The sequence below is a fragment of the Desulfurobacterium sp. TC5-1 genome (genome assembly GCF_000421485.1).
GTDB lineage: Bacteria > Aquificota > Aquificia > Desulfurobacteriales > Desulfurobacteriaceae > Desulfurobacterium_A.
Genome location: NZ_ATXC01000001.1, coordinates 497,513 through 523,038, shown reverse-complemented (window position 1 = coordinate 523,038; position 25,526 = coordinate 497,513). Strand labels below are relative to the sequence as shown.

24 protein-coding genes are annotated in these 25,526 nt (G+C 37.8%); 10 read left to right on the top strand and 14 right to left on the bottom strand.

The genetic code is table 11. The features are described from left to right. Window positions 1-5: 5 nt before the first annotated feature. The 4 genes from hemA to hemB are packed head-to-tail and all read left to right on the top strand — an operon-like array spanning window position 6 to window position 3,920. Window positions 6-1,271: a glutamyl-tRNA reductase gene (gene hemA, locus H153_RS09080; protein WP_022846580.1), complete on the top strand. Its 1,266-nt coding sequence runs from the start codon at window positions 6-8 to the stop codon at window positions 1,269-1,271. Between the two features lie 2 nt (window positions 1,272-1,273). Then, the gene (gene hemC / locus H153_RS0102580) at window positions 1,274-2,218 is read left to right on the top strand and encodes a hydroxymethylbilane synthase (protein ID WP_343122674.1); all 945 of its coding nucleotides are present in this window, start codon (window positions 1,274-1,276) and stop codon (window positions 2,216-2,218) included. Then, entirely contained in the window at window positions 2,215-2,934 is a 720-nt protein-coding gene (locus H153_RS0102575) for a uroporphyrinogen-III synthase (protein ID WP_022846578.1), read from the top strand. Before hemC ends, H153_RS0102575 begins: the two co-directional genes overlap by 4 nt. Further along, entirely contained in the window at window positions 2,931-3,920 is a 990-nt protein-coding gene (hemB, locus tag H153_RS0102570; protein ID WP_022846577.1) for a porphobilinogen synthase, read from the top strand. Before H153_RS0102575 ends, hemB begins: the two co-directional genes overlap by 4 nt. Window positions 3,921-3,938: 18 nt before the next feature. Here the strand turns inward: hemB and H153_RS09820 are convergent, their stop codons facing one another. The 9 genes from H153_RS09820 to H153_RS09815 form a co-directional block, all read right to left on the bottom strand. Then, complete coding sequence (locus tag H153_RS09820) at window positions 3,939-4,472, bottom strand: hypothetical protein (protein ID WP_022846576.1); 534 nt, start codon at window positions 4,470-4,472, stop codon at window positions 3,939-3,941. Between the two features lie 5 nt (window positions 4,473-4,477). Then, window positions 4,478-5,287, bottom strand: a complete 810-nt coding sequence (locus H153_RS0102560; protein ID WP_231378247.1) for a metal ABC transporter permease — start codon at window positions 5,285-5,287, stop codon at window positions 4,478-4,480. A gap of 5 nt (window positions 5,288-5,292) precedes the next feature. Beyond that, on the bottom strand, window positions 5,293-6,135 hold the full coding sequence (locus tag H153_RS09070) for a prohibitin family protein (RefSeq protein WP_022846574.1): 843 nt from the start codon (window positions 6,133-6,135) through the stop codon (window positions 5,293-5,295). Continuing rightward, window positions 6,116-6,823, bottom strand: coding sequence for a phosphate signaling complex protein PhoU (gene phoU / locus H153_RS0102550; protein WP_022846573.1), 708 nt, complete (start codon window positions 6,821-6,823; stop codon window positions 6,116-6,118). Before phoU ends, H153_RS09070 begins: the two co-directional genes overlap by 20 nt. A 134-nt stretch (window positions 6,824-6,957) precedes the next feature. Further along, window positions 6,958-7,482: an inorganic diphosphatase gene (gene ppa, locus H153_RS0102540; protein ID WP_022846571.1), complete on the bottom strand. Its 525-nt coding sequence runs from the start codon at window positions 7,480-7,482 to the stop codon at window positions 6,958-6,960. A gap of 54 nt (window positions 7,483-7,536) precedes the next feature. Then, window positions 7,537-8,646: an ABC transporter permease gene (locus tag H153_RS0102535; RefSeq protein ID WP_022846570.1), complete on the bottom strand. Its 1,110-nt coding sequence runs from the start codon at window positions 8,644-8,646 to the stop codon at window positions 7,537-7,539. Further along, window positions 8,643-9,761, bottom strand: a complete 1,119-nt coding sequence (locus H153_RS0102530) for an ABC transporter permease (protein WP_022846569.1) — start codon at window positions 9,759-9,761, stop codon at window positions 8,643-8,645. The genes H153_RS0102535 and H153_RS0102530 overlap by 4 nt, the downstream gene beginning before the upstream one ends. After that, window positions 9,742-11,595, bottom strand: a complete 1,854-nt coding sequence (locus H153_RS0102525; protein ID WP_022846568.1) for an ATP-binding cassette domain-containing protein — start codon at window positions 11,593-11,595, stop codon at window positions 9,742-9,744. Before H153_RS0102525 ends, H153_RS0102530 begins: the two co-directional genes overlap by 20 nt. Continuing rightward, window positions 11,592-12,773: an HlyD family secretion protein gene (locus tag H153_RS09815; protein ID WP_022846567.1), complete on the bottom strand. Its 1,182-nt coding sequence runs from the start codon at window positions 12,771-12,773 to the stop codon at window positions 11,592-11,594. Before H153_RS09815 ends, H153_RS0102525 begins: the two co-directional genes overlap by 4 nt. A gap of 136 nt (window positions 12,774-12,909) precedes the next feature. Here H153_RS09815 and H153_RS10255 point away from each other — a divergent pair, with 136 nt between their 5' ends. Next, a complete protein-coding gene (locus H153_RS10255) occupies window positions 12,910-13,038 on the top strand; it encodes a hypothetical protein (RefSeq protein WP_022846566.1) in 129 nt (42 codons plus the stop codon). Beyond that, entirely contained in the window at window positions 13,025-14,062 is a 1,038-nt protein-coding gene (rlmN, locus tag H153_RS0102510) for a 23S rRNA (adenine(2503)-C(2))-methyltransferase RlmN (protein ID WP_022846565.1), read from the top strand. Before H153_RS10255 ends, rlmN begins: the two co-directional genes overlap by 14 nt. Here rlmN and mtaB read toward each other — a convergent pair. Further along, window positions 14,052-15,329 carry a tRNA (N(6)-L-threonylcarbamoyladenosine(37)-C(2))-methylthiotransferase MtaB gene (gene mtaB / locus H153_RS0102505; RefSeq protein ID WP_022846564.1) on the bottom strand — a complete coding sequence of 426 codons (1,278 nt, stop codon included), beginning with the start codon at window positions 15,327-15,329 and terminating at the stop codon, window positions 14,052-14,054. The genes rlmN and mtaB overlap by 11 nt on opposite strands. 39 nt (window positions 15,330-15,368) lie before the next feature. Continuing rightward, complete coding sequence (locus H153_RS0102500) at window positions 15,369-15,968, bottom strand: alpha/beta hydrolase (protein ID WP_022846563.1); 600 nt, start codon at window positions 15,966-15,968, stop codon at window positions 15,369-15,371. Between the two features lie 193 nt (window positions 15,969-16,161). On the opposite strand from H153_RS0102500, the gene H153_RS0102495 reads away from it, so the two are divergent. Genes H153_RS0102495 through H153_RS0102480 form a run of 4 tightly spaced genes read left to right on the top strand, consistent with a single transcriptional unit; the run spans window position 16,162 to window position 21,817 of the window. Then, window positions 16,162-17,802: an EAL domain-containing protein gene (locus H153_RS0102495; RefSeq protein ID WP_022846562.1), complete on the top strand. Its 1,641-nt coding sequence runs from the start codon at window positions 16,162-16,164 to the stop codon at window positions 17,800-17,802. Beyond that, complete coding sequence (recO, locus tag H153_RS0102490; protein WP_022846561.1) at window positions 17,784-18,488, top strand: DNA repair protein RecO; 705 nt, start codon at window positions 17,784-17,786, stop codon at window positions 18,486-18,488. Before H153_RS0102495 ends, recO begins: the two co-directional genes overlap by 19 nt. Then, window positions 18,454-21,237, top strand: coding sequence for a UvrD-helicase domain-containing protein (locus tag H153_RS0102485; RefSeq protein WP_022846560.1), 2,784 nt, complete (start codon window positions 18,454-18,456; stop codon window positions 21,235-21,237). Before recO ends, H153_RS0102485 begins: the two co-directional genes overlap by 35 nt. A 58-nt stretch (window positions 21,238-21,295) precedes the next feature. Then, window positions 21,296-21,817: a DUF1439 domain-containing protein gene (locus H153_RS0102480; RefSeq protein ID WP_022846559.1), complete on the top strand. Its 522-nt coding sequence runs from the start codon at window positions 21,296-21,298 to the stop codon at window positions 21,815-21,817. Between the two features lie 2 nt (window positions 21,818-21,819). Here the strand turns inward: H153_RS0102480 and H153_RS09060 are convergent, their stop codons facing one another. The 3 genes from H153_RS09060 to H153_RS0102465 are packed head-to-tail and all read right to left on the bottom strand — an operon-like array spanning window position 21,820 to window position 25,497. Beyond that, complete coding sequence (locus H153_RS09060; RefSeq protein WP_022846558.1) at window positions 21,820-22,623, bottom strand: polyphosphate kinase 2 family protein; 804 nt, start codon at window positions 22,621-22,623, stop codon at window positions 21,820-21,822. Window positions 22,624-22,627: 4 nt separating this feature from the next. Next, on the bottom strand, window positions 22,628-23,620 hold the full coding sequence (gene tsaD, locus H153_RS0102470; RefSeq protein ID WP_022846557.1) for a tRNA (adenosine(37)-N6)-threonylcarbamoyltransferase complex transferase subunit TsaD: 993 nt from the start codon (window positions 23,618-23,620) through the stop codon (window positions 22,628-22,630). After that, complete coding sequence (locus H153_RS0102465) at window positions 23,617-25,497, bottom strand: DUF3857 domain-containing protein (protein ID WP_022846556.1); 1,881 nt, start codon at window positions 25,495-25,497, stop codon at window positions 23,617-23,619. The genes tsaD and H153_RS0102465 overlap by 4 nt, the downstream gene beginning before the upstream one ends. Window positions 25,498-25,526 lie beyond the last annotated feature (29 nt).

Below are 25,526 nucleotides of genomic sequence, written 5' to 3'. Positions count from 1 at the left end.
ATTAAATGGGTGACCTGAAAATATGCGTAACCGGTATGAACCACAAAACAGCACCGGTAGAAATAAGAGAAAAGTTTGCCCTCAAAGACGAAAAACTTGAAGGTGCAATTCTTGAATTAAACTCTCTTCCACCTGTTGATGAATGTATGATTTTATCTACGTGCAACAGAGTAGAGTTTTACTTTGTTTCAAGGAATGACAACCCGTTTGTTTCTGTAAAAACGTTTCTCTCAAAATTGAGTGGATTAACAGAAGACGAACTTAACAAATTTCTCTACTTCAAAAGTCAGGAAGAAGCAGTAAGGCACGGCTTCAGAGTGGCCTCAAGTCTGGACTCAATGGTGATAGGCGAACCCCAAATCATCGGACAGTTCAAAGATGCTTTCGCAAAAGCAAGAGAAATGGGAACAGCTGGTGTCGTTATTAATAGATTCTGTGAAACTGCTCTTAAAGTTTCAAAGAAGGTCAGAACAGAAACAGGTATAGCAAGGAATGCCGTATCTATAAGCTTCGCTGCCGTTGAACTTGCCAAAAAGATATTCGGATACCTTTCAGATAAAAACGTCGCCATAATTGGTGCAGGTGAAATGGCAGAGCTTGCCGTTAAACATCTAATAACTACTGGTGTAAACAAGGTATTTGTCGTCAACAGAACACTTGAAAAAGCAGAAAAATTAGCAGAAGAGTTTGGTGGAAAAGCTTTTAAACTTGAAGATATAGAATCCGTCCTTACAGCATCTGACATTGTAATAAGTTCAACTGGCGCATCCGGTTACGTAATTACCAAAGAGATGATAGAAAAAGTGAAAAACAGACGAAGTGGAAAACCGCTATTCCTGATAGACATTGCAGTTCCAAGAGATATAGATCCAGCAATAGACAGAATTGAAAATGTCTATCTCTTTGACATAGACAATTTAAAAGAAGTTGTTGAAGCAAACCTTGAAGAGAGAAAAAGGGCCGCAAAAGAAGCAGAAGAGATAATAGAAGGATGTGTCCACCGATTTGTCCATTGGCTTAAAGAACACGAAGTTGCCCCACTTATAGCGGAACTTAAACAAAAGGCAGAAAAGATAAGAAAAGAAGAACTGGAAAAGAGATTACCTAAGATGAACCTTACTGAAGAGCAGAAAGAACAGGTAGATTATCTAACACAGATAATAATAAACAAACTGCTACACACTCCTATAACAACATTCAGACAAAAAGCACCCGACGAAAAAACCTATATAAAAGTATTTAGAGAGATATTCGGTCTTACAAAAGAGTAAATTTGCGGAGGAACCAGTTGAAAATCAGGATAGGAACGAGAAAGAGCAAGCTTGCCTTGTGGCAATCGGAGTGGGTAAAAGCACAGGTACAGAAGAAATATCCAGAGATAGAAGTCGAACTTGTAAAAATTGTGACAAAAGGGGATAAAATTCTTGACGCACCCCTTGCGAAGATTGGTGACAAAGGGCTTTTTACGAAAGAAATAGAAGATGCGATGTTGAAAGGTGAAGTTGATATAGCTGTTCACAGTTTAAAAGACGTTCCAAGCGTACTTCCAGAAGGTTTAAAATTAATAGCATTTTCTCACAGAGAAGATCCAAGAGACGCTTTCTTATCAAACGGTAGATTCACGTTCAAAACACTACCTGAAGGTGCAAAGGTTGGAACAAGCTCCTTAAGGAGAAAGGCTCAACTTAAACGTTTAAGACCTGATCTTCAGATAGAAGACCTCCGCGGAAACGTAGATACAAGGATAAGAAAACTTAAAGAAGGGCAGTACGACGCTATAATACTTGCTGCTGCCGGCGTTAAAAGGTTGGGATTTGATAATGAAATAGACGAAATCCTTTCACCTGACGTAATGATTCCTTCCGTCTCTCAGGGTATTTTAGGAATAGAGGGAAGAGAAAACGACCCTGAAATTGAAAAAATCATAAGAGACGTCATTAACGACGAAAAAAGTGAACTTGCTGCAGCCATTGAACGGTCATTTCTTAAAACGGTTGAAGGTGGTTGCCAGGTTCCCATGGGATGCTACGCAGAAGTAAAAGAAGATGGGATATATGTAAGAGCATTCATCGCAAGCCTTGACGGTACTACATTCCTTAAAGAGGAAGGACTTTTCCCAAAGGAAAAGCCCGAAGAGACAGGAAGAGCCATAGCCCGGCGACTTTTAAGCCGCGGCGGGAAAGAGATATTAGAGAGTCTTAAAGAGGAAGAAAAATGAGGGTTTTCTTTCCCTCAAAACTTTCGTCTGAACAAATTGACAAACTTAATGATGAAGGGATAGTTGCGATAGCTATCCCTCTTATCAAAACCGTCCCACTTCCATTTTCGGTTGAAGAAATAGAAAATTTCCAGCCTGACTTTGTAGTTTTTTCAAGCAAAAACGGTGTTAAACATTTTCTTTCAAAAATTCCAATAGATTACCTGAAAACTGCTCGTGTAATAGCAGTTGGAAAATCGACCGCAAAACTTCTTAAAAGTGAAGGAATAGAACCATTAGTCCCTCAAACCTTTAGTGGTGAAGGACTTGTAGAACTGGTAAAGACAATGGAGATAAAAGGGAAGAAATTTTTACTGATAAAACCAAAAGTGGCCAGAAAGGTTTTCTCTGAATTTTTGAAACAGACAGGAAATGAAGTTAAAGAAATTATCGCATACGAAACCATAGTGAACGAAGAAGTTAAGGAAGATCTCATTAGAGAGATTGAAAAAGGAATTGATATATTCACATTTACCAGCCCCTCAACATTTAAAAGTTTTCTAAAACTTTCAGAAGATAAAGGAGAAAAAGCCCTTTCAAAATCTAAAATCATTCCCATAGGACATGTAACAGCTAATGCCATAGAAAAGGCTAACTTTAAAGTCTGGAAAATACCGGAAGAATACACATTAAACGGTATAATCAACACGATAATAGAATATGGAGGGAAAAAATGATAACGGGAAAATTTCCTCAGCTGAGGTTAAGAAGGCTAAGAAAGAATGAAAATATCAGAAGAATGGTAAGAGAAACTCATTTAAGCGTTGACGACCTTATCTATCCCCTATTTATCGTTGAAGGTGAAGGCATAAAGGAAGAAATCAAGTCAATGCCTGGACAGTTTAGATACTCAATTGATAAAGTTGTGGAAGAGGTAAAAGAGGTAAAAGAATTAGGTATTCCAGCGATTATTCTGTTTGGCATCCCCGAACATAAAGATGAATTTGGTTCCGATAGCTTTTCAGACAACGGAATAATTCAACGTTCCATAAGAGCTATTAAAGAAGCTGTTCCCGATATGTACGTAATTACCGACGTCTGTTTCTGTGAGTACACATCTCACGGTCACTGTGGATACCTTAAGTGCAATGGAAATGTCTGTGACGTTGACAACGATAAAACCCTTGAGCTTCTCAAAAAGCAGGTGGTATCCCACGCCAAGGCCGGTGCTGACATGGTAGCTCCATCAGGCATGATGGATGGAATGATAAAAGCAATAAGAGAAGGACTTGACGAAGCTGGATTCACAGACATACCGATAATGTCGTACGCGGCAAAGTACGCTTCTGCATACTACGGACCTTTCAGAGATGCTGCCGAATCTGCTCCATCCTTCGGGGATAGAAGAAGTTACCAGATGGATCCTGCCAACATAAATGAAGCTTTAAGGGAAGTAGCCCTCGACATTGAAGAAGGTGCTGACATTGTTATGGTTAAACCAGCACTATCATACATGGACGTTATCAGAGCTGTGAAGGAGAATTTTAAGTATCCAACTGCAGCGTACAACGTTAGCGGCGAATATTCAATGATAAAAGCGGCTGCCGCAAACGGCTGGATAGATGAAAAAAGGGTTGTTCTTGAAACACTTTTATCAATGAAAAGAGCAGGTGCCGATATTATCCTTACCTACTTCGCAAAAGACGTTGCAAAGTGGATTTAATTTTAGGGGGATATCCCCCTACTTCTTTCCCTTATTTAAGGAATATCTAATTGTATTGTAAAGGAACATTAGAACATTGTAAACATCCTCTTTATTTCGCGGATCACAGGAAAGAACAGGTAAGCCAAATTCAGAAAGCTTAACTGCATCAAATCCTGGATTTAAATCCCTTTTTGTAAGAATTATTAACTTTTTTGCTCTCCTCCAGGAAGGGGTTTTAGAAAAAAAGCTCACATAAAACTCTGTTTCTGAAAGAGGAAGCTCAGCAGAGTGTAGAATTAAAATGGCATCATAATCGTTTCCGAGAGTGTCCCATAAAAAGGAAAACCGCTTTTGCCCCGGAAGGCCCACAAGAATAAAATCAATTCCATTAAGATTTATATGAGATATATCAAGCCCAACGGTTGTCGTTCCAGATAATTCTTTTATTTCAACAGGATCAAAATTGGGAACTTCCACACCATCGTAACACTCCATATTCGCAGTTTTTATAAATGTAGTTTTTCCTGAATCAAAAGGTCCCGCAACAAGAACTTTAACTTTTTTGTTCATAAAATTTAGAACCTCCTTCTTTTTATATATGATAACAGAAATATCGCGAAAGAGACAAGAGTAATTGTAGAACCGGAAGGAACATTAAACATAAGAGAAAAAAACATCCCTGAAAACGCCGAAAATAAACCAAAAACAACTGAAAGAACTATCATTTCTTTAAAACTGTTAACTATTTCATAAGCAGCCGCAGGAGGCATCACGAGAAGGGAAAAAACTAAAAGGGCACCGACTGCCTTCATGGCTCCAACAACAGCAATAGTTATAAAACTGGTAGCAGCAAAAGTAATAACTTCAACAGGAACACCGGAAGCTTTAGCTATTTCTTCACTAAACACCGTCAAATAGAGTTCTTTATAAAATAGAACCGTTAAAACAGTTATAACAATTGCCGTCAAAGCAAGTATCCAGACATCGGAACTTTCCACCATCAGCGGACTTCCAAATAGGTATGAAAGGGCTTCAGACCTATATTTTCCAGAAATGCCTAAAAAGAGAACGGCAAGTCCCATGCTTGTTGCAAAGAGAACCCCTATTGTAGCATCAAATGTCAATCGCCCTTTATAGTTTAAAAACCAAATTGCAGAAGAAGCCATAAATGCGAATATAAATCCCCACAGTAGAGGAAAATTACCGATAAGAAGGCCAAAAGCTATTCCGGCAAATGCTATATGGGCAAGACCTGCACCTATGAAAGACATATTTCGCAAAAAAACATAAACCCCGACAAGAGAACAGAGAAAACCGGAAAGAACGGAACCTATCAGAGCTTTAATGAAAACCCCGTATCTAAAAAACTCTAACGGATTCTCCACACTTATCATTTTTTGTTAAGGTTCAAAAGAGGAACAAGGTTTTTATCGTACGGCGTTATTATAAATGTATTATTGGGACCGTTTGCAAGGCTTTTAATCGTCTGTAAATAATACCACTGAAGGTAAGCTTTCGACAGAGAATTAGCTATGATCCTGTTGGACTCAGCTATACCCTTTGCCTCCGTTATTTTTCTTTCCGCTTCTAATCTTTCCTTCTCTATTACAAACTTCATCTTTTCAGCTTCCTCTTTCGCCCTGAGCTTTTCTTCTATCTTCTCTACAACTTTAGCCGGGAGCTTCACGTTTCTCAGCAGAACATCGACAACCTGAATGTTATCGCTTTTTAAACGATTTTTTATCTCATCAAAAATTCTCTTCTGAAGTTCACCCCTTTTAGATGAATACAAATCTTCTATTTTATACTGTGCGACAATATTTCTCACAGATTCTCTCGCTATCGGAACAATGAGCTTATCAGCGTAATCCTCGCCGAAATTTTTGTATATTTCGTCAGCTTTTGAAGGAACAATCCTGTACAATACTGTAACATCAAGAACCGCAGGAAGTCCCTCTATACTAAGAGCAGATATTGGATTTCTTGTTCGCTGAGTCATATCAATCTTTTCAACTCTCGTTGAAAAGATAACAACTCTATCTACACCAGGAATAACAAGATGGAAACCTGGATAAAGTTCCTCTTTATCAATCTTTCCTAACCTTAGCCTTACACCTACCTCTCCTGCATCAATTGTTATAAAACAGTTAAGCAGAAAAACTATAAAGCCGAAAAAAAGAATCATAACGATTATGGGGCGGGCTGGCAGTTTCTTACTTTTTCCCTCCGTCACTTTCTTTCTCCTCTTGTTCTCTAAGCCATTTTAAAGCCTTCTGATGTTTGATTATTTCTCCCGTCTTCATGTAAACAGCATACTCAGCAATGTTTGTAGCATGGTCACCAACCCTTTCTAAAGAACGGGTAACAAGAATAAGCCTTAGCGCTATATGAGCAGTCTTCGGATCGCTCTCAACAATTTCTATAAGTTCGTCTGTAATCCTTGCATAAAAACTATCAACTATATCATCCTTTTCAATAACCTCTTTAGCCATCTCTATATCGCCTTTCAAAATAGACAGGATGGCATCTTTAAGCATCTCCTTAACTATTATTGCCATTCTTGGAAGGTCAACGTACGGCTTTATAGGTGGATACTCGGAAAGATAAATTGCTATCTCACATATGTCTCTTGCAAGATCACCTACCCTTTCAAGATCACCAATACTTTTCAATATTGAAACAACAAACCTTAAGTCAGAAGCTTCAGGCTGATAAAGGGCAAAAATTCTCACACACTTTTCTTCAATTTCAAGCTCTTTAAGATCAATCAGTTTATCGTACTCATAAGTTGAACGAGCTTTCTCTGCATCCCTTTCTATCAAAGCTTCCATGGCTTCAGAAATAATCCTTCTCGCCATATCTGAAATTTCAATAAAATCCCTTTTTAGTTCATCAAGCTCTTCAACGTATCTGTTCACCATAAGGATAGATCCTCCCTGCTTTTATTTTATCAACAGGAGTAAGTATAAGATATAAATTATGAATTTTTTTAAAATTTGGAAGGGAAAAAGAAAGAGAAAGGGAAGACGCCTGGCATCTTCCCCGTATCGGAAATTTAACCTTTATAGTTTTCAACAGCTTTAATAATAAGTGCTTTGGCCTCCTCAGAACCTTTGTACTCTTTCAGTTTTACCCACTTTCCAGGTTCAAGATCTTTGTAGTGTTCAAAGAAGTGCTTAATTTCATTTAGAACAGCCTCTGGAAGATCTGTTATTTCTTTTACATCTTTATACTTAAGATCTAACTTATCTACAGGAACGGCAAGTATTTTTTCATCCTGACCGCTCTCATCTTCCATTATTAAAACGCCGATAGGCCTACATCTTATAACACTTCCTGGAACAACTGGTGCTCTTGATATAACTAAAACATCTATCGGATCACCATCGTCTGCAAGCGTGTTGGGAACAAATCCGTAATTTGCAGGATAAAACATTGGGGTGAAAAGGAACCTGTCAACAAAAACTGCACCACTTTCCTTGTCAACCTCATACTTAATGTTTGAACCCTGGGGAATCTCAATTACCGCATAGATATCTTCTGGAACATTCTTGCCAGGTGGGATTTTTTTCACATCCATCTTCTGCCTCCTGAAGTTGTTTTGTAGAATTTTACACTATAGAAAGCCATATTCCTAAACTTTCCTTGATAGAAAGTAACTCCCCGCGAAAAAGACAATAGAACCAAGAACAAGAAGACCTACAAGATCAGAAATTACCGCAGTTAAAGGAAGACCTTTTATCAAAATTCCAAAAGCGCCATCTATATAATACTTTAAAGGCGATAGATACGCAAGATATTGAAGAACTTTTGGCATAGCCTCTATTGGCGTCCAGGAACCTGAAAGGTACAGAATAGGTACAAGAATCAATATAGATAGCTGGGAAACCTGGAGCATATTTTCGGAAATTGCCGCTATAAACATGGAAAGTCCAGAAGCGGCAAAGACAAAAACGAGAGTAAATATTGCAAAATCAAATAGATTTCCTTTTACAACGACACCAAGTACACCTTCAACCATGAAAAGTATAGAAGCTATAGTGCACAAAAGAATAACTACTGACATAGCAACAACTTTTGCAAGCATGAAAGTGTAGTTGTGAACAGGCGAAACTATGAGCATTTCTATGTTACCCCGCTCCTTCTCTCTTATTATTGCTGAAGATGGAAGGATAAGCAGAAAGAGCGTAACAACTGTCAAAAGCTCAGAGATTCCCATAAAGTCTTTACTTGAAGCATTCTGATTAAAGTAGAGCCTTGAATCTGGCTCTATAAGGCCCAATCCTTTCCTAAATGGGAAATGGTCAAGTATAAAGTTGTAGGTAATCTGTGCTGCATACGCTGAAAAAAGATAACTTGCAACTATCTCAGCACCATTGATTATCATTCCTATCTCCGCCTTTCCCCCTTTAAAGTCCCTCTCAAAATGGTCAGGAATTTTAATAACTGCAATTGCTTTATCTTCTAACAGTTTATCTTCAAGTTGCCTGTCACCAAGCACGTATCCCTGAAAGTTGAAATAAGGTTTATGAAACCTGTAAACGTACTCTCTTGAGACAGGCGTCATATCGTAATCCTGAACAAAAAATTTTGCATTCCTTAGAGTAAGACTTATACCGGTAGCAGCAAAGTAGATATCAAGTGTAAAAGCATAAATCGCAAAGATAACAAGCCCTTTACTCCTAACAAACTGAAGAAGTTCTTTATAGATAAGCGTTGAAAATCTGCCAAAAAATTCTTTCATTTTTCCCTCTTACTGAAAAACTTAACATTAAGCGCAAAGAAAAGAATGTAAAATCCAGCAAGCGCTGCAACGTGCGGAAGAAGAGGAACAATTCCTGCATTTTTGAAAAAACACGACTTTAAAATTTTCATGTAATAATAAGTAGGAATAATATGAGCCATAAAAAGACCGTTCTTGTTCATTGCACTTATTGGTGTTAGATAACCAGAGTACAGAATAGAAGGGACGACAGTGAGTATTATAGAACCTACAAAAGCAGAAACCTGGGTGTTTAAAAACGTAGAAAGTAAAAGGCCAAAAGCAGTTGAAACAAACATGAAGAGAACGGATGCTAAAACAAAAAATAAAAGATTCCCTTTAAAAGGAACCTTAAAAACAAGAAGTGTCATGAGAAAGATTATTAAAAAGTTTACAGAGGAAACTATCACCGTATAAAGCTGCTTTCCCAACAGAAATTCCACTTTCGTTATTGAAGAGGTATAAATGTTGTAGATTGAACCCTTCTCTTTCTCCTTTGCTATAAGGAGGGAAGCCATAACGGCAGGTGACATAAATAGAATAACTGCCATTGTCCCGGAAGCCATCAGATATTCCTGCTTCAAATTTTCATTAAACCAGTAGCGAATTTTCAGTTTTAGAGGAAGGGCAGCACCTGTAAGTTTTGATATTCTATCAAGGTTCATCTGGTTAATAACGGCAACGACATAACTTTTTGCCATTTCACCCCTGTAGGGAAACGTACCATCAACAATGATGAAAACCTTCTTATTCTTGCCACTTTTTATATCTTTCTCAAAATCCGGAGGAATAACAATTCCGAACCGCGCCCTGTTGTTAAGTATTAACCTGTCTATCTCTTTCTCCGAACTCACTTCACCGATAAAATGAAAGTACTCTTTCGTGGCTGAAAGTTTGTAAACAAGCTCTCTGCTCAACTGAGAGTGGTCATAATCAACAACTACAAAAGGAATCTTGTCAACATCAAGCCTCATTCCGTAACCGAAAATCAACATCATCGAAATGGGCACAACAAAAATAACAAGTGCCCCTATTTTATCTTTTATCATCTCTTTAAATTCTTTAACAACAATTGTTTTAACTTTTCTCAGATTCATGCTTCCTCACAGCATAGACAAACACATCTTCCATTGAAATCGGCGCCTCTTTTATATGCAAAACTTTAACACCGGCACGCTCTAAGTCTCCAGCAGATATAGATACTCTGGAATATATCCGAATCCTTCTTCCATAAAGGACTGCGTTAAAACCACTGCTCACCAGCTTATCAACGTCAATGAAAGGATTTTCCGTCCTTATCTCGTAAAGCTTCCCTACCTTCTTAAGCGTCTCCTTTTTAAGTTCCGAAGGCGTGCCAAAGGCAATCGTTTTTCCTCTGTTCATGAGAAGAATCCTGTCACAATACTCAGCTTCATCCATATAGTGAGTTGTAACTATTATCGTAACGCCTATCTCTCTGGCAAGGAAGCGTATTATTTGCCAGAAAGCATCTCTCTCTGCCGGATCTACACCTGATGTTGGTTCATCAAGAAAGAGAACTGCAGGGCCATGAATCACCGCACACATGAGTGCCAAACGTTGCTTTATTCCCAAAGGAAGATCTTCCACAATCGTATCCCTGTACTTTTCAAGTCCTACAAGAAAAAGAGACTCTTCTATTCTCTTTTTCAAAACATCCGTTGAAAGATTGTATATCTTCCCCCACAAAAAGAGGTTCTCATAAACGGTTAAATCGGCATAAAGGGAAAATTTCTGAGACATATATCCTATCACCGATTTTATCCTCTCTCCCTTCATTCCGGCTATTTCACAGACACCAGAAGTGGGATTGTAAAGCCCCGTCATGACTTTTATAAGCGTCGTTTTTCCTGCTCCATTAGGTCCTAACAATCCAAATATTTCACCCTTTTTTACCGTAAAAGAGACGTTATCAACAGCCGTAAAACTACCGAACTTTTTAACTACATTTTCAACAACTATAGCATCTTCCGGAACGGGAAAATCAACTGAAAAAAACGGTTTAAGACTAACCCTTTTAAGGCCTGTTTTCAAAAGGAAAACATCTTCAACACTCGGTTCAACCTGCTTTACCGTAACATCCAGCCCCTCCAACTCCACAGGGTCTCTTTCAGCAACGAACCTTAAAACGTTTCCTTTAAGTCGCGGAACCTTGTAAAACTTCCAGGCAACTTCATAAGCCTTCTCAACTTCCTTCCCTTCAGCCTCAAAAACGGTCAACCGCTCTTCAAACAATGCCTCCGGCGTGGCAGTGGCAATAATCTTTCCGCTTTTCATTATGGAAAGAACAGTGCTCCTTTCTGCCTCATCAAGGTAAGACGTGGAAATTACGGCGGTTATCCCCTCGTTTTTCACAAAGTTGTAGATAAGTTTCCACAGTTCCCGTCTTGAGACAGGGTCAACACCGGTTGTTGGTTCATCAAGGATGATAATTTCCGGCGTGTGAATAAGGCTGCAACAGATTCCAAGTTTCTGCATCATACCACCTGACAGCTTTCCAGCTTCCCTATCTTTAAATGGTAAAAGTCCTGTCGTCTTTAAGAGAAGCTCCTTTCGCTTTTCCCTGATATCTTCTGGAATATCGTGAAGGTCAGCAAAAAAGTCTATGTTTTCCTCAACAGATAGAGTGTGGTAAAGGTTTAATCCTAAGCCTTGAGGCATAAAAGCTATTTTATCTTTTAACCTTTCAACAACACTTTCCCTTTTTATATCCCTGCCAAACAGCCTGACTTCACCTTCATCATACTCAAGAACACCGGCAATAACTTTCAGCGTTGAAGATTTGCCGGCACCGTCAGGACCAACAAATATGTAAATATCCTGTTTTCTAACTGTGAAAGAGATACCATCAACAGCTAAAGTCTTTCCCTTATTGTAGGTCTTCTTTAAATCCTTAACTTCAACAACATTCATCGTTCAATCTCTATGTATCCGTCAGCAGGCATACCGGGCTTTAGAACATGGCCTGGATTTGACTTCAATTTAAGCTTAACACCAAACACTTCCTTTACCCTTTCTTCTTTTGTCTGGACCTCTTTAGGTGTGAATTCCGCTTTCTGCGCAACGTAACTTACGTACGCAGGAAACTTTCTGTTCGGATAAGCATCAACCTCAACATAAGCTGGCTGTTTCAGGTGTATAAGTCCAACCTGTTTTTCGGGAATAAAACCTTTAAGGTAAAGTTCATCCATGTTGACTATTGAAAAGAGACGAAATCCTGCAGGAACAACTTCACCAACGTTAACGTACTTTACAGTGACAGTTCCATTAACAGGCGCTTTTATCACAGTATCAGATAGGTGGGCTTTTGCCTCCTCAACAACTGCTTCTGCCTGATTCACCCTATCAAGAAAGGCAAGATATTCCTTTTCCTTCGCTCTCACAGTAGCTTCAAGTGCTTTAATCTCATTTTCAAGAGAAGAGATATCGTTATACTTGCTCTTCACAATTTCAATACCGGCTTGAGCTATCTTTACAGCCTTTTCAGCCTTTGCAAGGTTTTCTTTTGCACTCTCAAAGTCTGCCATAGAAACCTTAAAAGCCATCTCAGCCTTATCAAACTCAGAACGGGGAATTATTTTCTTCTCATAGAGTTTTTTGAACCTTTCATAATCAGCTTTAGCCCTTTCATAAACAGCCTTAGCCTTCTTCAACGCCTCTTCAGCTAAAGAAACATCTCTGACTGCAATATCTTTCTTTTCCCGGGCTATTTTAAGCTGGAAATCCAACTGTTTTTTCAGAGATTTCCTCTTATCGATAAGGGCGCTAAGACGTTTTTTGTAAACCTTTACCTCTTCCTCTTTTGCCTGAGCTGCCTTTTCTGCAGCTTTTAGAGCAGCCTCAGCCTGGGCAACCTTTGCAAGAACAGCTTTAGAATCAAGAACCGCAAGCGTCTCACCCTTCTCAACATCATCGCCTTCATGAACAAAAACCCTTGCCACCCTTCCGGGTACTTTTGTTCCAACGTCTATCTCATCTCCTTCTATCCTACCGCTAACGTAAACATTCTTTTCTGCCTTCTGAAAAGGAGAACATGACACTGTAAAAACAACCATCAAAATCAGAAACGGCACAAATCTTTTCAATTTCATATCCCTCTCCATTGAACCGTGATTCACTATTCGTTAAGTATAAAAAATAAAAGCTTCCAAAGTCAACTTCTCAACAAGGTTGACACTACTTTTAAGCCGGAATACATTCCAGTTTAAACGAAATCAGGAGTCTTAAATGGCCTGGATAAGCCTTGGTCTTACCGTTATTATAGGCTTTGCTCTCTTCACATCCACCGCCTGGGGACTTTACAAAACATACAAAATACACCAGGAATACAGGGAGAAAGAGAGTGACCGACATTAAATCCCTTACCTTCCCTGAACTTCAAGAGTTTGTCCTTTCAATTGAATTTAAAAAGTATAGAGCATCTCAAATAGCAAGGTGGCTTTACAAAAAGCTCGCAACCTCATTTGACGAAATGACTGATATATCAAAAGAAGGAAGAGAGCTACTAAAAGAAAAGGCAGAAATTTACAACCTTAAAATTGTCAACAAAGAAGTTTCAAAGGATGGAACGATAAAATACCTTTTTGAATTAAAAGACGGCAACCGCATTGAAACGGTTTTCATTCCTGAGAGAGACTGGAATACTATATGTGTATCCACACAGGTGGGCTGTCCAATAGGATGCAAGTTCTGCTTCACCGCAAAGGATGGTTTCACAAGGAATCTTACCGCTTCAGAAATTGTCGATCAGTATATTTCTGTTCAAAGAGATATCGGGATAGAAAACCGCATATCTAACGTGGTTTTCATGGGAATGGGGGAACCGCTGCTTAACTTTGAAAATGTGAGAAAGAGTATTCAAATACTCACAGACGACAGAATGGTTGGCCTTTCAACGAGAAAAATAACCGTTTCAACCTGCGGAATTATTCCGGGAATAAGAAAAATGGCAAAAGAGCTTCCAAAAGTTAAACTTGCCCTCTCCCTCCATGCAACAGACGAAAAGACAAGAGAAAACCTAATACCGTTGAACAAGAAGTATTCTATAAAAGAGATAATGAAAGAACTGAGGAAGTATCCTGCCGATAACGTTAGGAGAATAATGATCGAATACCTGATGCTTGAAGGTGTAAACGACTCTTTAAAAGATGCTGAAAGGCTTGCAAACCTTGTTAGAGGAATCCCCGTCAAGATAAACCTCATTCCTTTCAACCCGTACCCGGGCTCACCATTTAAAACACCACCAAGGGAAAAGATTGAAGCCTTTCAGAAAGTACTGTGGAACAGAGGAATCGCCACATTTATAAGAGATTCAAGAGGTCAGGATATATCAGCCGCATGCGGAATGTTAAGAGGAAAAGAAAAAAAGGTTACGCAATAACGCCAATGTTATCCTCTCTTTTTCTTCCAACATCTTCAAGCACCACATCAACAAACTTAGAAGATGGTCTTCTGTCAACCTCTATCTGAATGTAATTCCCCGTAAGAACAACATTTTTATCAGACCTGTTTAGAGAAACGGCCCTTAACTTTTTTCCGACAAAACTTTTGCGAAACTGCAAACTTTTCTCTTCACTTAAAGCTATAAGCTCCTTTGATCGCCTCTTTTTCTCAACTGGTGGAACATCATTCTTCATAAGAGCTGCCTTCGTTCCCTCCCTTGGCGAGTAAGAAAAGACGTGAAGATACCCAAAAGGCAGGTCTTCTATAAACTTCTTCATATTCTGAAAGTCTTCTTCTGTTTCACCTGGAAAACCGACCATAACATCCGTTCCAATACAGACATCCCTTTTAAGATTAACTAACTTCTCAATCAACGCTCCGTAGTAAGAAGTCGTGTACTTTCTACCCATTTTCTCTAAAATCCTGTCACTTCCACTCTGAAGTGGAATGTGAAAGTGAGGAGCCACCTTGTCACTACCTGTAAGAACCTCCAAAAGCTTATCCGAAAATTCCTGAGGTTCTATAGAACTCAACCTTATCCAGAAGTCACCGGGAATCTGGACAAGCTTTTCGAGAAGATCAGCAAGCGTTACATCGCCAAGCTCTCTCCCGTAAGCTCCAAGATGCGTACCTGTCAAAACTATCTCTGAATATCCAGCATCTGTTAGCATCTTCACGTGATCAATGACTTTTTCAGGTCTTTCACTGAGCATCCTTCCACGGGCTTTAGGAATTATGCAGTAAGAACAGAACGATTCACAACCCTGCTGAATCTTGAGAAAAGCACGGCTTTTCCTACCGTAATCAAGGTTCATTAATGGTTGAAATTTATTAACGTTCCATACACCCCTTACAAAAACACCCTTTTCACCTCTTTCAACTATGCCAATTAAGTTAAATTTCTCAACATTTCCCGTAACTATGTCAACCTCTTTCATCCTGGCAACAGCTTCCGGATAAACTTCACTGTAACAACCGGTAACGACTACCGTTGCTTCAGGATTTCTATTCTTAGCCTTTCTAATAGCCTTCCTCGACTTCGCATCGGCAGATACGGTAACGGTGCAGGTATTTATCACATAGATATCAGCAACATCATTAAAGGAAACAATCGTATAGCCTGCTTTCCTGAAAGCTTCCTCTATAAAAGCGGTTTCGTGAAAGTTCATCTTACAACCTAACGTGTAAAAAGCAACTTTTTTCATTTCTGCTCCAGTGCAAAAGTTTCAAAAAAAATTTATACTTTAAAAGAGAAAGTGAGATTTTAATGGATGAATTTCAAGATTAGATGAAGGAAGAAGAGAAAAAAAGCTAAAAGCACCTTCAGGTTTCGTTATCTCATCTTTCAAACCTACAACTATCTCCGTTTTAACAGATAAATCAGGAAGAATTGCCCTCAGATCTGTCTTCATATAACTTTCAAGCACGGCGACTGCTTTTTCCCTTTCAGGCAACGGATAATCACCCTTAAAACCACACTCTTTTCTGAACCAGTTAACAGTACCTTCGAAATCTCTTCTTAAACGTTTCAGAAACCGTACACAGACAACCTGTGGTTGAGAGAGACCGCAAAATAACGGAGTTGGTGAATAGAGAATTAACCTTTCTATTTTTCCTGGAAAAAAGGCAGCTATCAGCGTAGCAATGGAAGCACCTATTGACCATCCAACCAAAATAGAACCTTTATGCATCCGTTCACCTAAAATTTTAGCCAGTTCAAAGATGTCAGTAATTTCAAAATCTGAATCTCCATGCCCTGGAAGTTCGAAATGAATGCCGTTCGAAAAAGGTGTATTTAACCAGATGTTCCCGTCAAATGACCATCCATGAACGGTATAAACCATTTTTGTCTCCTTAACGTTGAAATTCAACAAATTATACATAAACCGTTAATTTCAAAAACATCGCTCTATTTGAAAATTAGTGTTCTTTTATGGCAATACCAGCATAAAAACCACAGTAAATACGATTATTAAAAATATAATTTCTTTTATCATCTTTTGTATAATAAACTAAAACTTAATGACCGAGGGGAAAATGGAAAAAGGCCTTTTCTCTGTGTGGGAAAAATTAAAAAAGCCCGTATTAATACTAAAAAATGATGGAGAGATAGCCTACTGCAATTCTGCCCTAAAATCATTATTCAATAAGAACCAACTCAAAAAAGCAAAACACTGCTACAATCTGATATTTGGCTCAAATCATTCCTGCTTCGAGGAAAAAAGATTAATATGTCCTGTAAAACTTCTAATGAAAGAGCACAGAGATTCCTGTACGGTCCTCAGAACGATAAAAGTGCATGACAAAGATAGAGATTACCTCATAGAATGTTTCAGGGAAAATGGATTCATAGTTGAAATCTTCACAGAAGTTACTGAAATAATAAAAGAGTTCGGAAGAGAAAAAATAAAAAGCATAAAAGAATTCGCCTCCTCTTTAATTGGTGAAGTGGCAAAGAGTGATAGAACTTTTATTACCCTTATTTCAATATCTAATTTTGACGAAATAGTCAAAATATACGGTATAGAAACAGCTATCATTATATCAGGAAGGCTGGAATCAAAAATCAAAAAATTTCTCAGCATGTTTGGCGCCGAATCCTTTGCAATATCTGATGGCAACATAGTAACAGTATTCAAAAACGGCTTTGCCAAAGAAGAAATAAGAAAAATTGAAAAGAAAATTCTAAATATGCTTACCGATTTTGAGATAGAAATGCTGGAAGATAAAATCCCAATAAGCACAATATTGATTTCAGTATTTCTAAAGAAGGAAGAATTCAGCACCGTCTCTGATCTAATATCAGTTCTACTTCTTATGAAAAGCAGACTATCTTTCACAAACGAAAAGAAAGTTGCTCTTAATAGTATCAGCGGTATCGAAAAAATTATCATCAAAAAGCGCCAAAAACTCAAATTAATTGTAAAAAGTCTCCATGAAAATAAAATAGACATATTTTTCCAGCCAATAGTAAACCTGCTATCAGGAAAGCTTGAACATTTCGAAGCCCTTATGAGAGTGAGAGACGGAGGGAAAATTATTCCAGCGGGATACTTTGTAAATGAACTGTACGAAAACAATCTGAGCGTTGAATGTGATCTTAAAGTTCTTGATAAGCTCAGAGAATATAGAGAAATACTCGGAAAGTTTAGATACCCCGTTTACATAAATGTGTCTCACAGGGCTTTAGGTTCTGCACTCTACCGAAACGAATTACGGAAAACAATAAATCTTCTGGCTGAATCAAATGTAAAAGTAAATATCGAAATAACCGAGCAGGTTCTATTTGAAAATTTTAAAATTTTAGAAATGGCTTCCCGCGAATTTAATTTTCTGATTGCCATAGATGATTTCGGAAGTGGATATTCTTCGTTTAAACTTGTGTCTGAACTTGTCAAAAGAGGAATGGTTTCAGCTATAAAAATCGATGGCTCTCTCGTTAAAAACATAGCTTATGACGAAAATTTATCCAGAATTGTTTCCCTTATATCTTTCATGGCAAAAGTTTTTCGACTGAAAACCATTGCAGAATATGTGGAAAATAGAGAAATTGTTAAAATCTTAGAAGAATTAAACATAGATAACGGACAGGGTTACTTCTTTTCAAAACCTGTTCCCATAGATAAGATAGAGGATATAGTAAATAAATTCGGCGGAAGTTGCCCGCCAGACAGGTAGCTTTTCAGAAAAATTTCCCTATAATCTACACTATGATGAAAACTGGCGGTATTGTTCTTAGAAAAGAGAAACTGTCTGACAGGTTGCTTCACCTGTCAATTTACACAGAAAAAATGGGAAAAATCAATGCATTGACAAAAGTTGAACTTAAAAACTTTCCTTTGAGCACAGAATCTTTCTCAATATCTCAATTTACTCTAAAAATAACAGGGGAAAAAATAGAAATCATCGATGCAAAACTTTTAAAACACAACTTTCCAGAAAACCTGCCAAGATATAAATACCTGAATGCCATTGCAAAGTATGTTATCAACTTCACAGGAGGTGTCCCTGATAAAAGAATATTTAATCTTATAAGCTTCTACATGAATATAAAAAAGAACTTTCTGTTGGCTCTGACAATGTTTTTAATAAAACTCACATACTTTGAAGGACTTTTTCCAGTTCTTGACAAATGTGTAATCTGCAATTCTAAAAACATAAAGGGATTTTCAATAGAAAATGGTGGGGTCGTATGCGAAAAGTGCATCAAAAACACTTCTATTCCATGGAACAGAAAATTAACAAAAGAGGCACAACTTCTTTTAAAAACTTCATTTTATTCTGTTTCATCGTGTAAAATTGGTAATATAAAGAGGATAAAAAATACCTTTGAAAAACACCTTTCTTACAGGAATGGTATGTAAAATGCTGTCTAAAGACAAGATTGAAGCTCTCTCTGCTAAGGGTGACACAATAGTTGAAGCTAACGCCGGGACGGGGAAAACACGACTTATCGTTGAAAAAGTGATTTCTCTTATAGAGGCTGGATACAAGGTTGATGAGATAGTTCTTATAACATTTACAGAAGCTGCAGCAGGTGAACTTAAGGAAAGAGTAAAAAATAGAATCTACGAAGAGGTAAAAAAAGGAAAAAAGCAATTTAAACAGGCAATACTATTTCTGCCTTCTGCCCCAATAAGCACAATTCATGCTTTTTGTTACGACATCCTCAAACGTTTTGGATTCCGCTATGGTTACTTTGATATAGACTGTGAAATGTTGACAGAAATAGAAGCTGAAAATCTATTAGAAGAATCGATATTTTCTATAATAGTTGAAACAGATCCAGAGTTTTTAAGAAAAATTATAAAAAGGATATCCTCAGATTATATAGCCGGTCTTAACACACTAATAAATTTCATCAAAGAAACGATAAAACATAGAACTCGATATGCAGTTTTTCAGGAAAATTTCTCTGCAGAAAGCATGTTTAAAAGGGTAGAGAAACTTTTCTTTAAACTACAAACTGGGGACTTTCCAATAACGAAAGAGATATCCCAAAAATATAAGATTGAAAAAAATCTTGTTGAAGATGTCCTTTCTATCCTGATAAGATGCTATCAGGCATATGAACATATCAAGAAAGAGAAGAAAAAAGTCGGCTACAACGACCTTTTAGAGTTAACATACAAAATGCTTGTAGAAAATGATAACGCCAGAGAAGAAGTTGCCTCTCTTTTCAAGTACATAATCGTCGATGAATTTCAGGATACAGATCCCTTCCAGTGGAAAATTTTAAAACTTTTAAAGGAAACCACCTCGCCGCCAACCATCTTCATTGTTGGCGATCCAAAACAGTCAATATACCGTTTCCGTTCCGCCGATGTATCAATATGGAACGAAGCTTCAAAATATGTTAAAAATCGATGCTTTCTAACCGAAAACTTCCGTTCAGGGAAAAACCTGTTGCTGTTTTTCAACGATGTTTTTGACAGCATCTACAACAAAAGTGAGAAAAAATTGGGAGTAGAACTCTCTTTTCACCCTTTTGAAGGTAATATTCAGGGTGGTGAAATTTTAGCTGTAGAGTTTGAAAAAGACGAAGAGTTTGCAGAAAAGGCCTTAAGATTAACTATAGATCGCTCAAGGAAAAAGAAAATCGCTGTAATAGGAAGAAGTCGAAGCAGCCTTGCCGTTTTTGAAAAGATTTTAAGAGAGAAAGGTATAGTATTTTCCGTCATAGGCTCAAATCCCTTCTCAACAACAGGTATAGAAGAAGTTCTTCACCTTCTAAAATGGCTGAAAGACAGGGAAGACTTAAAATCTTTCTTCTTCTTCTTATCCTCAAGATTCTGTGGACTAAACCACTATGAGGCTCTATCCTTTATAAAAGACGGCACTACAGGCTGCGGAGAAAAGGACATACACATAAAAGAACTGCTCAACAAAGTGGAAGAAGTCAGAAATCAGAAGGATAAGGAACTGCACGCTATTTTAATAAACAGACTCCTTGAAATCACAGGTTTTATAGATATGCTTTCTGTTCTTGACAGAGAATCTTATTTTAGTGTTCTTGAACTCATCAAAGAGATAGCAAACTTTGAGATGGAAAATGCTGTTCCCTTCGATTCTATGGTTGATTTTGTAGAAGAGCTCAAAAATTCAAGGAATAACAATATTAATATTTCACAAGAAGGAGAAAGTGGTTACTTCTTAATGACAATACACGGTTCAAAAGGTCTCCAATTTGACGACGTTATTCTCCTTCCATGGAAAAGACCCCCTTCAAATCATACATTCCGCTTTACAAGTACCGGTTTTGGGATAAAACTCTTCTATGAAAAGAAGGGAAAAATTACCCCGAAAGACGAATTTGAAGCAAGCCCATTTTTCTTCATGCTAAAAAAAGTTGATGAATATCTTGACGAACTGGAGTCAAAAAACCTGGTCTATGTTTCAATGACGCGAGCTGTGGAGAGACTTATTTTAGGTATAAAGTTGAAAAAAAGGAACAGACAGTTTCCCTACGGGAAAAACCTTGACCATTTAATTCCTATCGTTGAAAAATATAAAATAACAGGACTGCCTGAGCCGGAAAAGCTGCCTGAAGAAGAGCCTCTATTTTCCGTAATCCCTGAAAGGGAAGTCAAAACGGTAAAAGTCATATATCCGAGTAGTAACAATACAGAGATCCTGTCCGCAGAAGAAACAGAAACAAAAAGCGCCGCACCTGAAGGCATGTCACCGGCCGAATACGGAACGGTCGTACACCTGCTGTGTGAAGCCTTCATAAAAAAAGCACCAAAAGAAAAAGCGATAAACTTTGCCATTTCACACCTCATAAAACCGCCGCTATCTTTAAAAGAAAAACTTGAAGCGATTTACGACTTCCTCAACGAAAAGTTCCCTCAACTACAAAACGGTAAAGCAGAAGTTGACGTTAAACACTACGCAGACTATACGTTCTATTCAGGAAGGATAGACATACTCTTAGAAACTGAAAACGGCATTGAAATCTGGGATATAAAAACCGGTTTCTTTAAAGAATCCCTCTTTCAGCACTACAGAGAACAGTTATATTTTTACAAAAAGATCCTCGAAGCGGCAGGAAAGAAAGTTTCTTCAATGAAGTTGCTCTACGTTGATGAAAAAAGAATAATTGAGGTTGAGTAGAATCTATGATTTCTCAAAAATTGATATAATTAAAATATAATCTGTTATGGGTAAAATCGTGAAAAAGTTTGCTTTATTTATTATTTTTAGCTTCTTTTCTCTATTTTCATGTATCCCGGGAATGCCAAAACTTGGTTACACGATTAAAGTTACTCCAGAAAAAATAGAGACTCAGCTCAGAAAGAGCTTTCCTATAACAAGGGAAACCGATTCTTTCGTTGTTAGACTGGAAGAACCAATGGTAAACATAGAAAACGGAAAAATTTATACCGGCATAACCGTTAAGGTAAAAATGCCTCCATTTTTATCTATATCCGGTAGTGCTTACATATCTGGTAATGTAAAGTACGAACCTGCAACAGGAAAAATTTATCTGGTAGAACCATCAATAGAAGAACTTTCAATAAACGGCAAAATGGTAATATCAAATAAAATGCCGGCCCTAAAAAATATTATAAAGGATGTTATCCAATCTACTTTTAGAAAGATACCCATATACAGGGTTAATCTCAGGTACAGAAAGCAGGTCAAATCCATTGAAATATCGGGGAATGCCTTGCTTATAAAAATAGGGCTCTAAAGTTATTCTATTTTAAGGTTTTTTATACCCTTTTCTGGTTCTGGATACTTCATGTTGAGGGATTCAAGCTTTTTAACTATTATCCTGGCAACAAGGTAGTTCCTAAACCACTTTTTGTCCGAAGGAATAATAAACCACGGCGCGTATATAGTACTCGTCTCAAAAATGGCATCATTGTAAGCCTTAATGTACTCATCCCAGTGCCTCCTCTCTTTCACATCTTCAGCGTGAAGTTTCCATCTCTTTTTAGGGTTATTAAGCCTCTCAAGTAACCTCTTTTTCTGCTCTTCTTTGCTTATGTGAAGGTAAAACTTTAAAATCGTTGTTCCTTCATCAAACAGCATCTTTTCAAAATTTCTTATATGCTCATACCGCTTCATCCAAAGCTTTTCAGGAACAAGGTGATGAATCCTCACAATCAAAACATCTTCATAGTGGCTTCGGTTAAATATTACAATTTCACCCTTCCCTGGAGTGTGCTTATGAACGCGCCAGAGGAAATCGTGAGAAAGCTCTTCTTCAGTAGGTTTCTTAAAGCTTACGACCTTTATTCCCTGAAGGTGAACCTCTTTAAAAACATGCTTTATCGTCCCGTCCTTACCAGCGGTATCCATGCCCTGCAAAACAATCAAAATCTTTCGCTTCCCTTCCGCATAGAGAACATCCTGAAGCTCACAGAGCCTTTTTTTTAGTTTCTGAAACTCTTCTTCAACTTCTTTTTTACTCTTAAAACCTTCTGTAAAACCTGAATCAATACCATTTAAATCAAAAGGCCTGTCCGGTGTTACGATGTACCGCTCAAACATAAAATCAAACCCCTGTTATTGGAAGAGATGGATAGGCGTTAAGCGTAAAAGGATCCCCTATACCTTCTGCTTTCCTAAATCTCAAGTATCCAACATACGCTATCATCGCACCGTTATCCGAAGTAAACTGCATTTCCGGCAAAAAAACTTTAACTCTCTCGCTATATTCAAGCTCTTTTAACCTTTTTCTTAAATAACTGTTTGCAGAAACACCTCCTGAAACGGATATCCTTCTTATTCCTGTCTCTCTAACCGCCTTTCTCAACTTTCCAATGACGTAATCTATAGCAGTCTTCTGAAAAGAAGCAGCTATCATCTCCTTTGAATACCCCCCCTCTATCAACCGCCTTACAGCCGTCTTTAAACCGCTAAAACTCATATTAACGCCCCGTGCCTGAGGCCTGGGAAGGACAAGATAACTTTCCCTGTAATTCTGAAAAATCTTATCTATAACAGGTCCTCCTGGATATCCTAATCCAAGCATCTTTGCAACCTTGTCAAAGGCCTCTCCAATAGCATCATCAAGCGTTTTCCCTAAAAGTTTATAGTTCCCAAGGGAACGAACGAGAGAAATCATTGTATGTCCACCACTTACAACAAGAGACAAAAATGGAAATTCAGGCTCTTTCTCTATAAAAGGTGAAAACATGTGTGCCTCTATGTGATGAACACCTTTAAAAGGAATATACTCCGCGAAGGCTACACCTTTTCCAAACGTCAAGCCAACAAGTAGAGCGGGTAAAAGTCCAGGGGTATAAGTTACAGCAACAAGATCTATATCTGCAACACCTATTCCTGCTCTCTCAAGAGCTTCGTTAAAAATAATGTCTATGTTTTTAAGATGTTCCCTGGCGGCAATTTCAGGAACAACGCCACCGTAAACCCTGTGAGCTTCATACTGAGATGAAACAACATTCGACAGGATTCTGTTTTCTTCAGCATCATAAACAGCAACAGCCGTATCATCACACGATGTATCTATTCCCACCACTTTCATCTTTTACTTTCCTTCCCGAGAATTATTACTTGATTCTGTAGCGTCTTCACCGTGAGATTAAAAAGTTTCCTCAATTCTTTATAATCCTCTGGTGAAATTTTATCTTTTTTAAGTACCATTTCCATATTAAACCTTATTTTACCATTTTCTTTACTACTCCACCAAACAGATATTGAACCTATATCAGAAGAATAGTTGAAGTTCTCAGGTAAGAAAAAAAGAGTGTAGCCTGACGGAATGGCAATACTTACAGAAGAACGCTTCATCATCTTATAACCTATAACGTAAGGATATTTCCTCTTTTTAGGTGCCACAAGACCAATAAGTTTTAAATAACAGGGAGCCGGAACATGAAAAAGCATCAAATGTTTCGTTTTCGTTGCAAAAATAGACGCCTTACCATTAACAGAATAGTAAATCTTCTTCCTGTTAATATCTTTGTAATCTGAAATAGTATAATTATCTACATCAAATCCGGGAATAACGGAAACAGCGTTATTTTCTAAAAATCTTTCTATCTGCCTTTGATTTTCCATGGAAAGCAAAACCGCCCTTTCCCTATGGGCATAAACACCTGAATAGTAAAATTTCATATTTCCCTGTAGAGCACCATTTTCATCTATTTTAAAGTTACCCGAAAAACCTTCAACATTTGAAGATGACGGAAAAATAGGTGTTTCCGAAAGAATTGCTTTCCCATTTTCAAGATCTACTATTAATACCTTTCTCCCCTGATCCATAACGGGAAGCTCACCAAACGGAACGTTATCACTGGTAGTGTCAAGAAACAACCATTTACCGTGCCATCTAATAGCAGCAATTTCGTGATTAAACGCCGTCGGCATAGGCATAGAAATATCCATATTGGCAATATCTGACGTTGGAATCAAAACGGGATATCCTTTTACGCCAATAACCCTGAGCATGGCGATGAGAAGCGTAGCGTGATCTTTACAATCACCGTATCTATTTTTCAAAATAGAAGATGCAGTATGAGGCTTATAACCGTTAATACCAAACTCAAGTCCAACATATCTTATGTTTTGCGAAACAAAATTATAAATTGCCCTTATTTTTTCTTCCGTATTCTTTTTATCTTTAACTATCCCTAATGTAACCTTTTTAACAAAATCATCAGGGATTGTGGCGTTAAGCGCAAGCCCGGAATACCACTCTGCAACCTTATTCCAGGATTTTATAGACGTAAAGGCAACTTTCTTTAAAAACTCTTCAATTGGTGGCATTGATGGCTCTTTCTGAATGGGAGGCACATCTTTTAAATCTAAAGAATAGACAGAATAGTTTCCTTCTCGGGTTACTGAAAATTTTGAATGGAGATTATACTTCCTGCATTTCACCTCTTTACCAGCAGGAACATAAACCTTAAAAGAAACCTCATCAGCAGGATAGACCGTTTGCAAGAAATCCTCTGTCCAGAACTCCCCCTCCATGTAAGGTTTAACCGTATCAAGCTCAAAGGCATACTTTATAACTGCTCCCGGTTTAACTGCAGGCATGGATATTGTCTGATACTTTAGATCGGAATAGATAGGTGCAAAAGATTGAAATGGCGGATAAACAATGTTAAAAGCGTCTTTGGAAGGTTTCACCTTTTTTCCGTCTGGAAGTTCTGTGTATGCATAGAGAATTTTCAATTTCTGATGCTCTGTCGAAAAGGGAATCGTTACTTCCCCAAATTTACTTACACCCTGTCTATTGAGAATTTTTACAGCACTTTCCTCTATCCACTTTTTTCTGCCATCAGGATAGAATTTAACCGTTACTCTATCATATAGAATTTTGGCACTGTACATCGTGGTTGCGGCAGACGCAGTAACAGAGGAAACAAAAAAGAACAGAATAAACAGAAACCTCATAATCACTCCTCCAGACAAAACAGGATAAT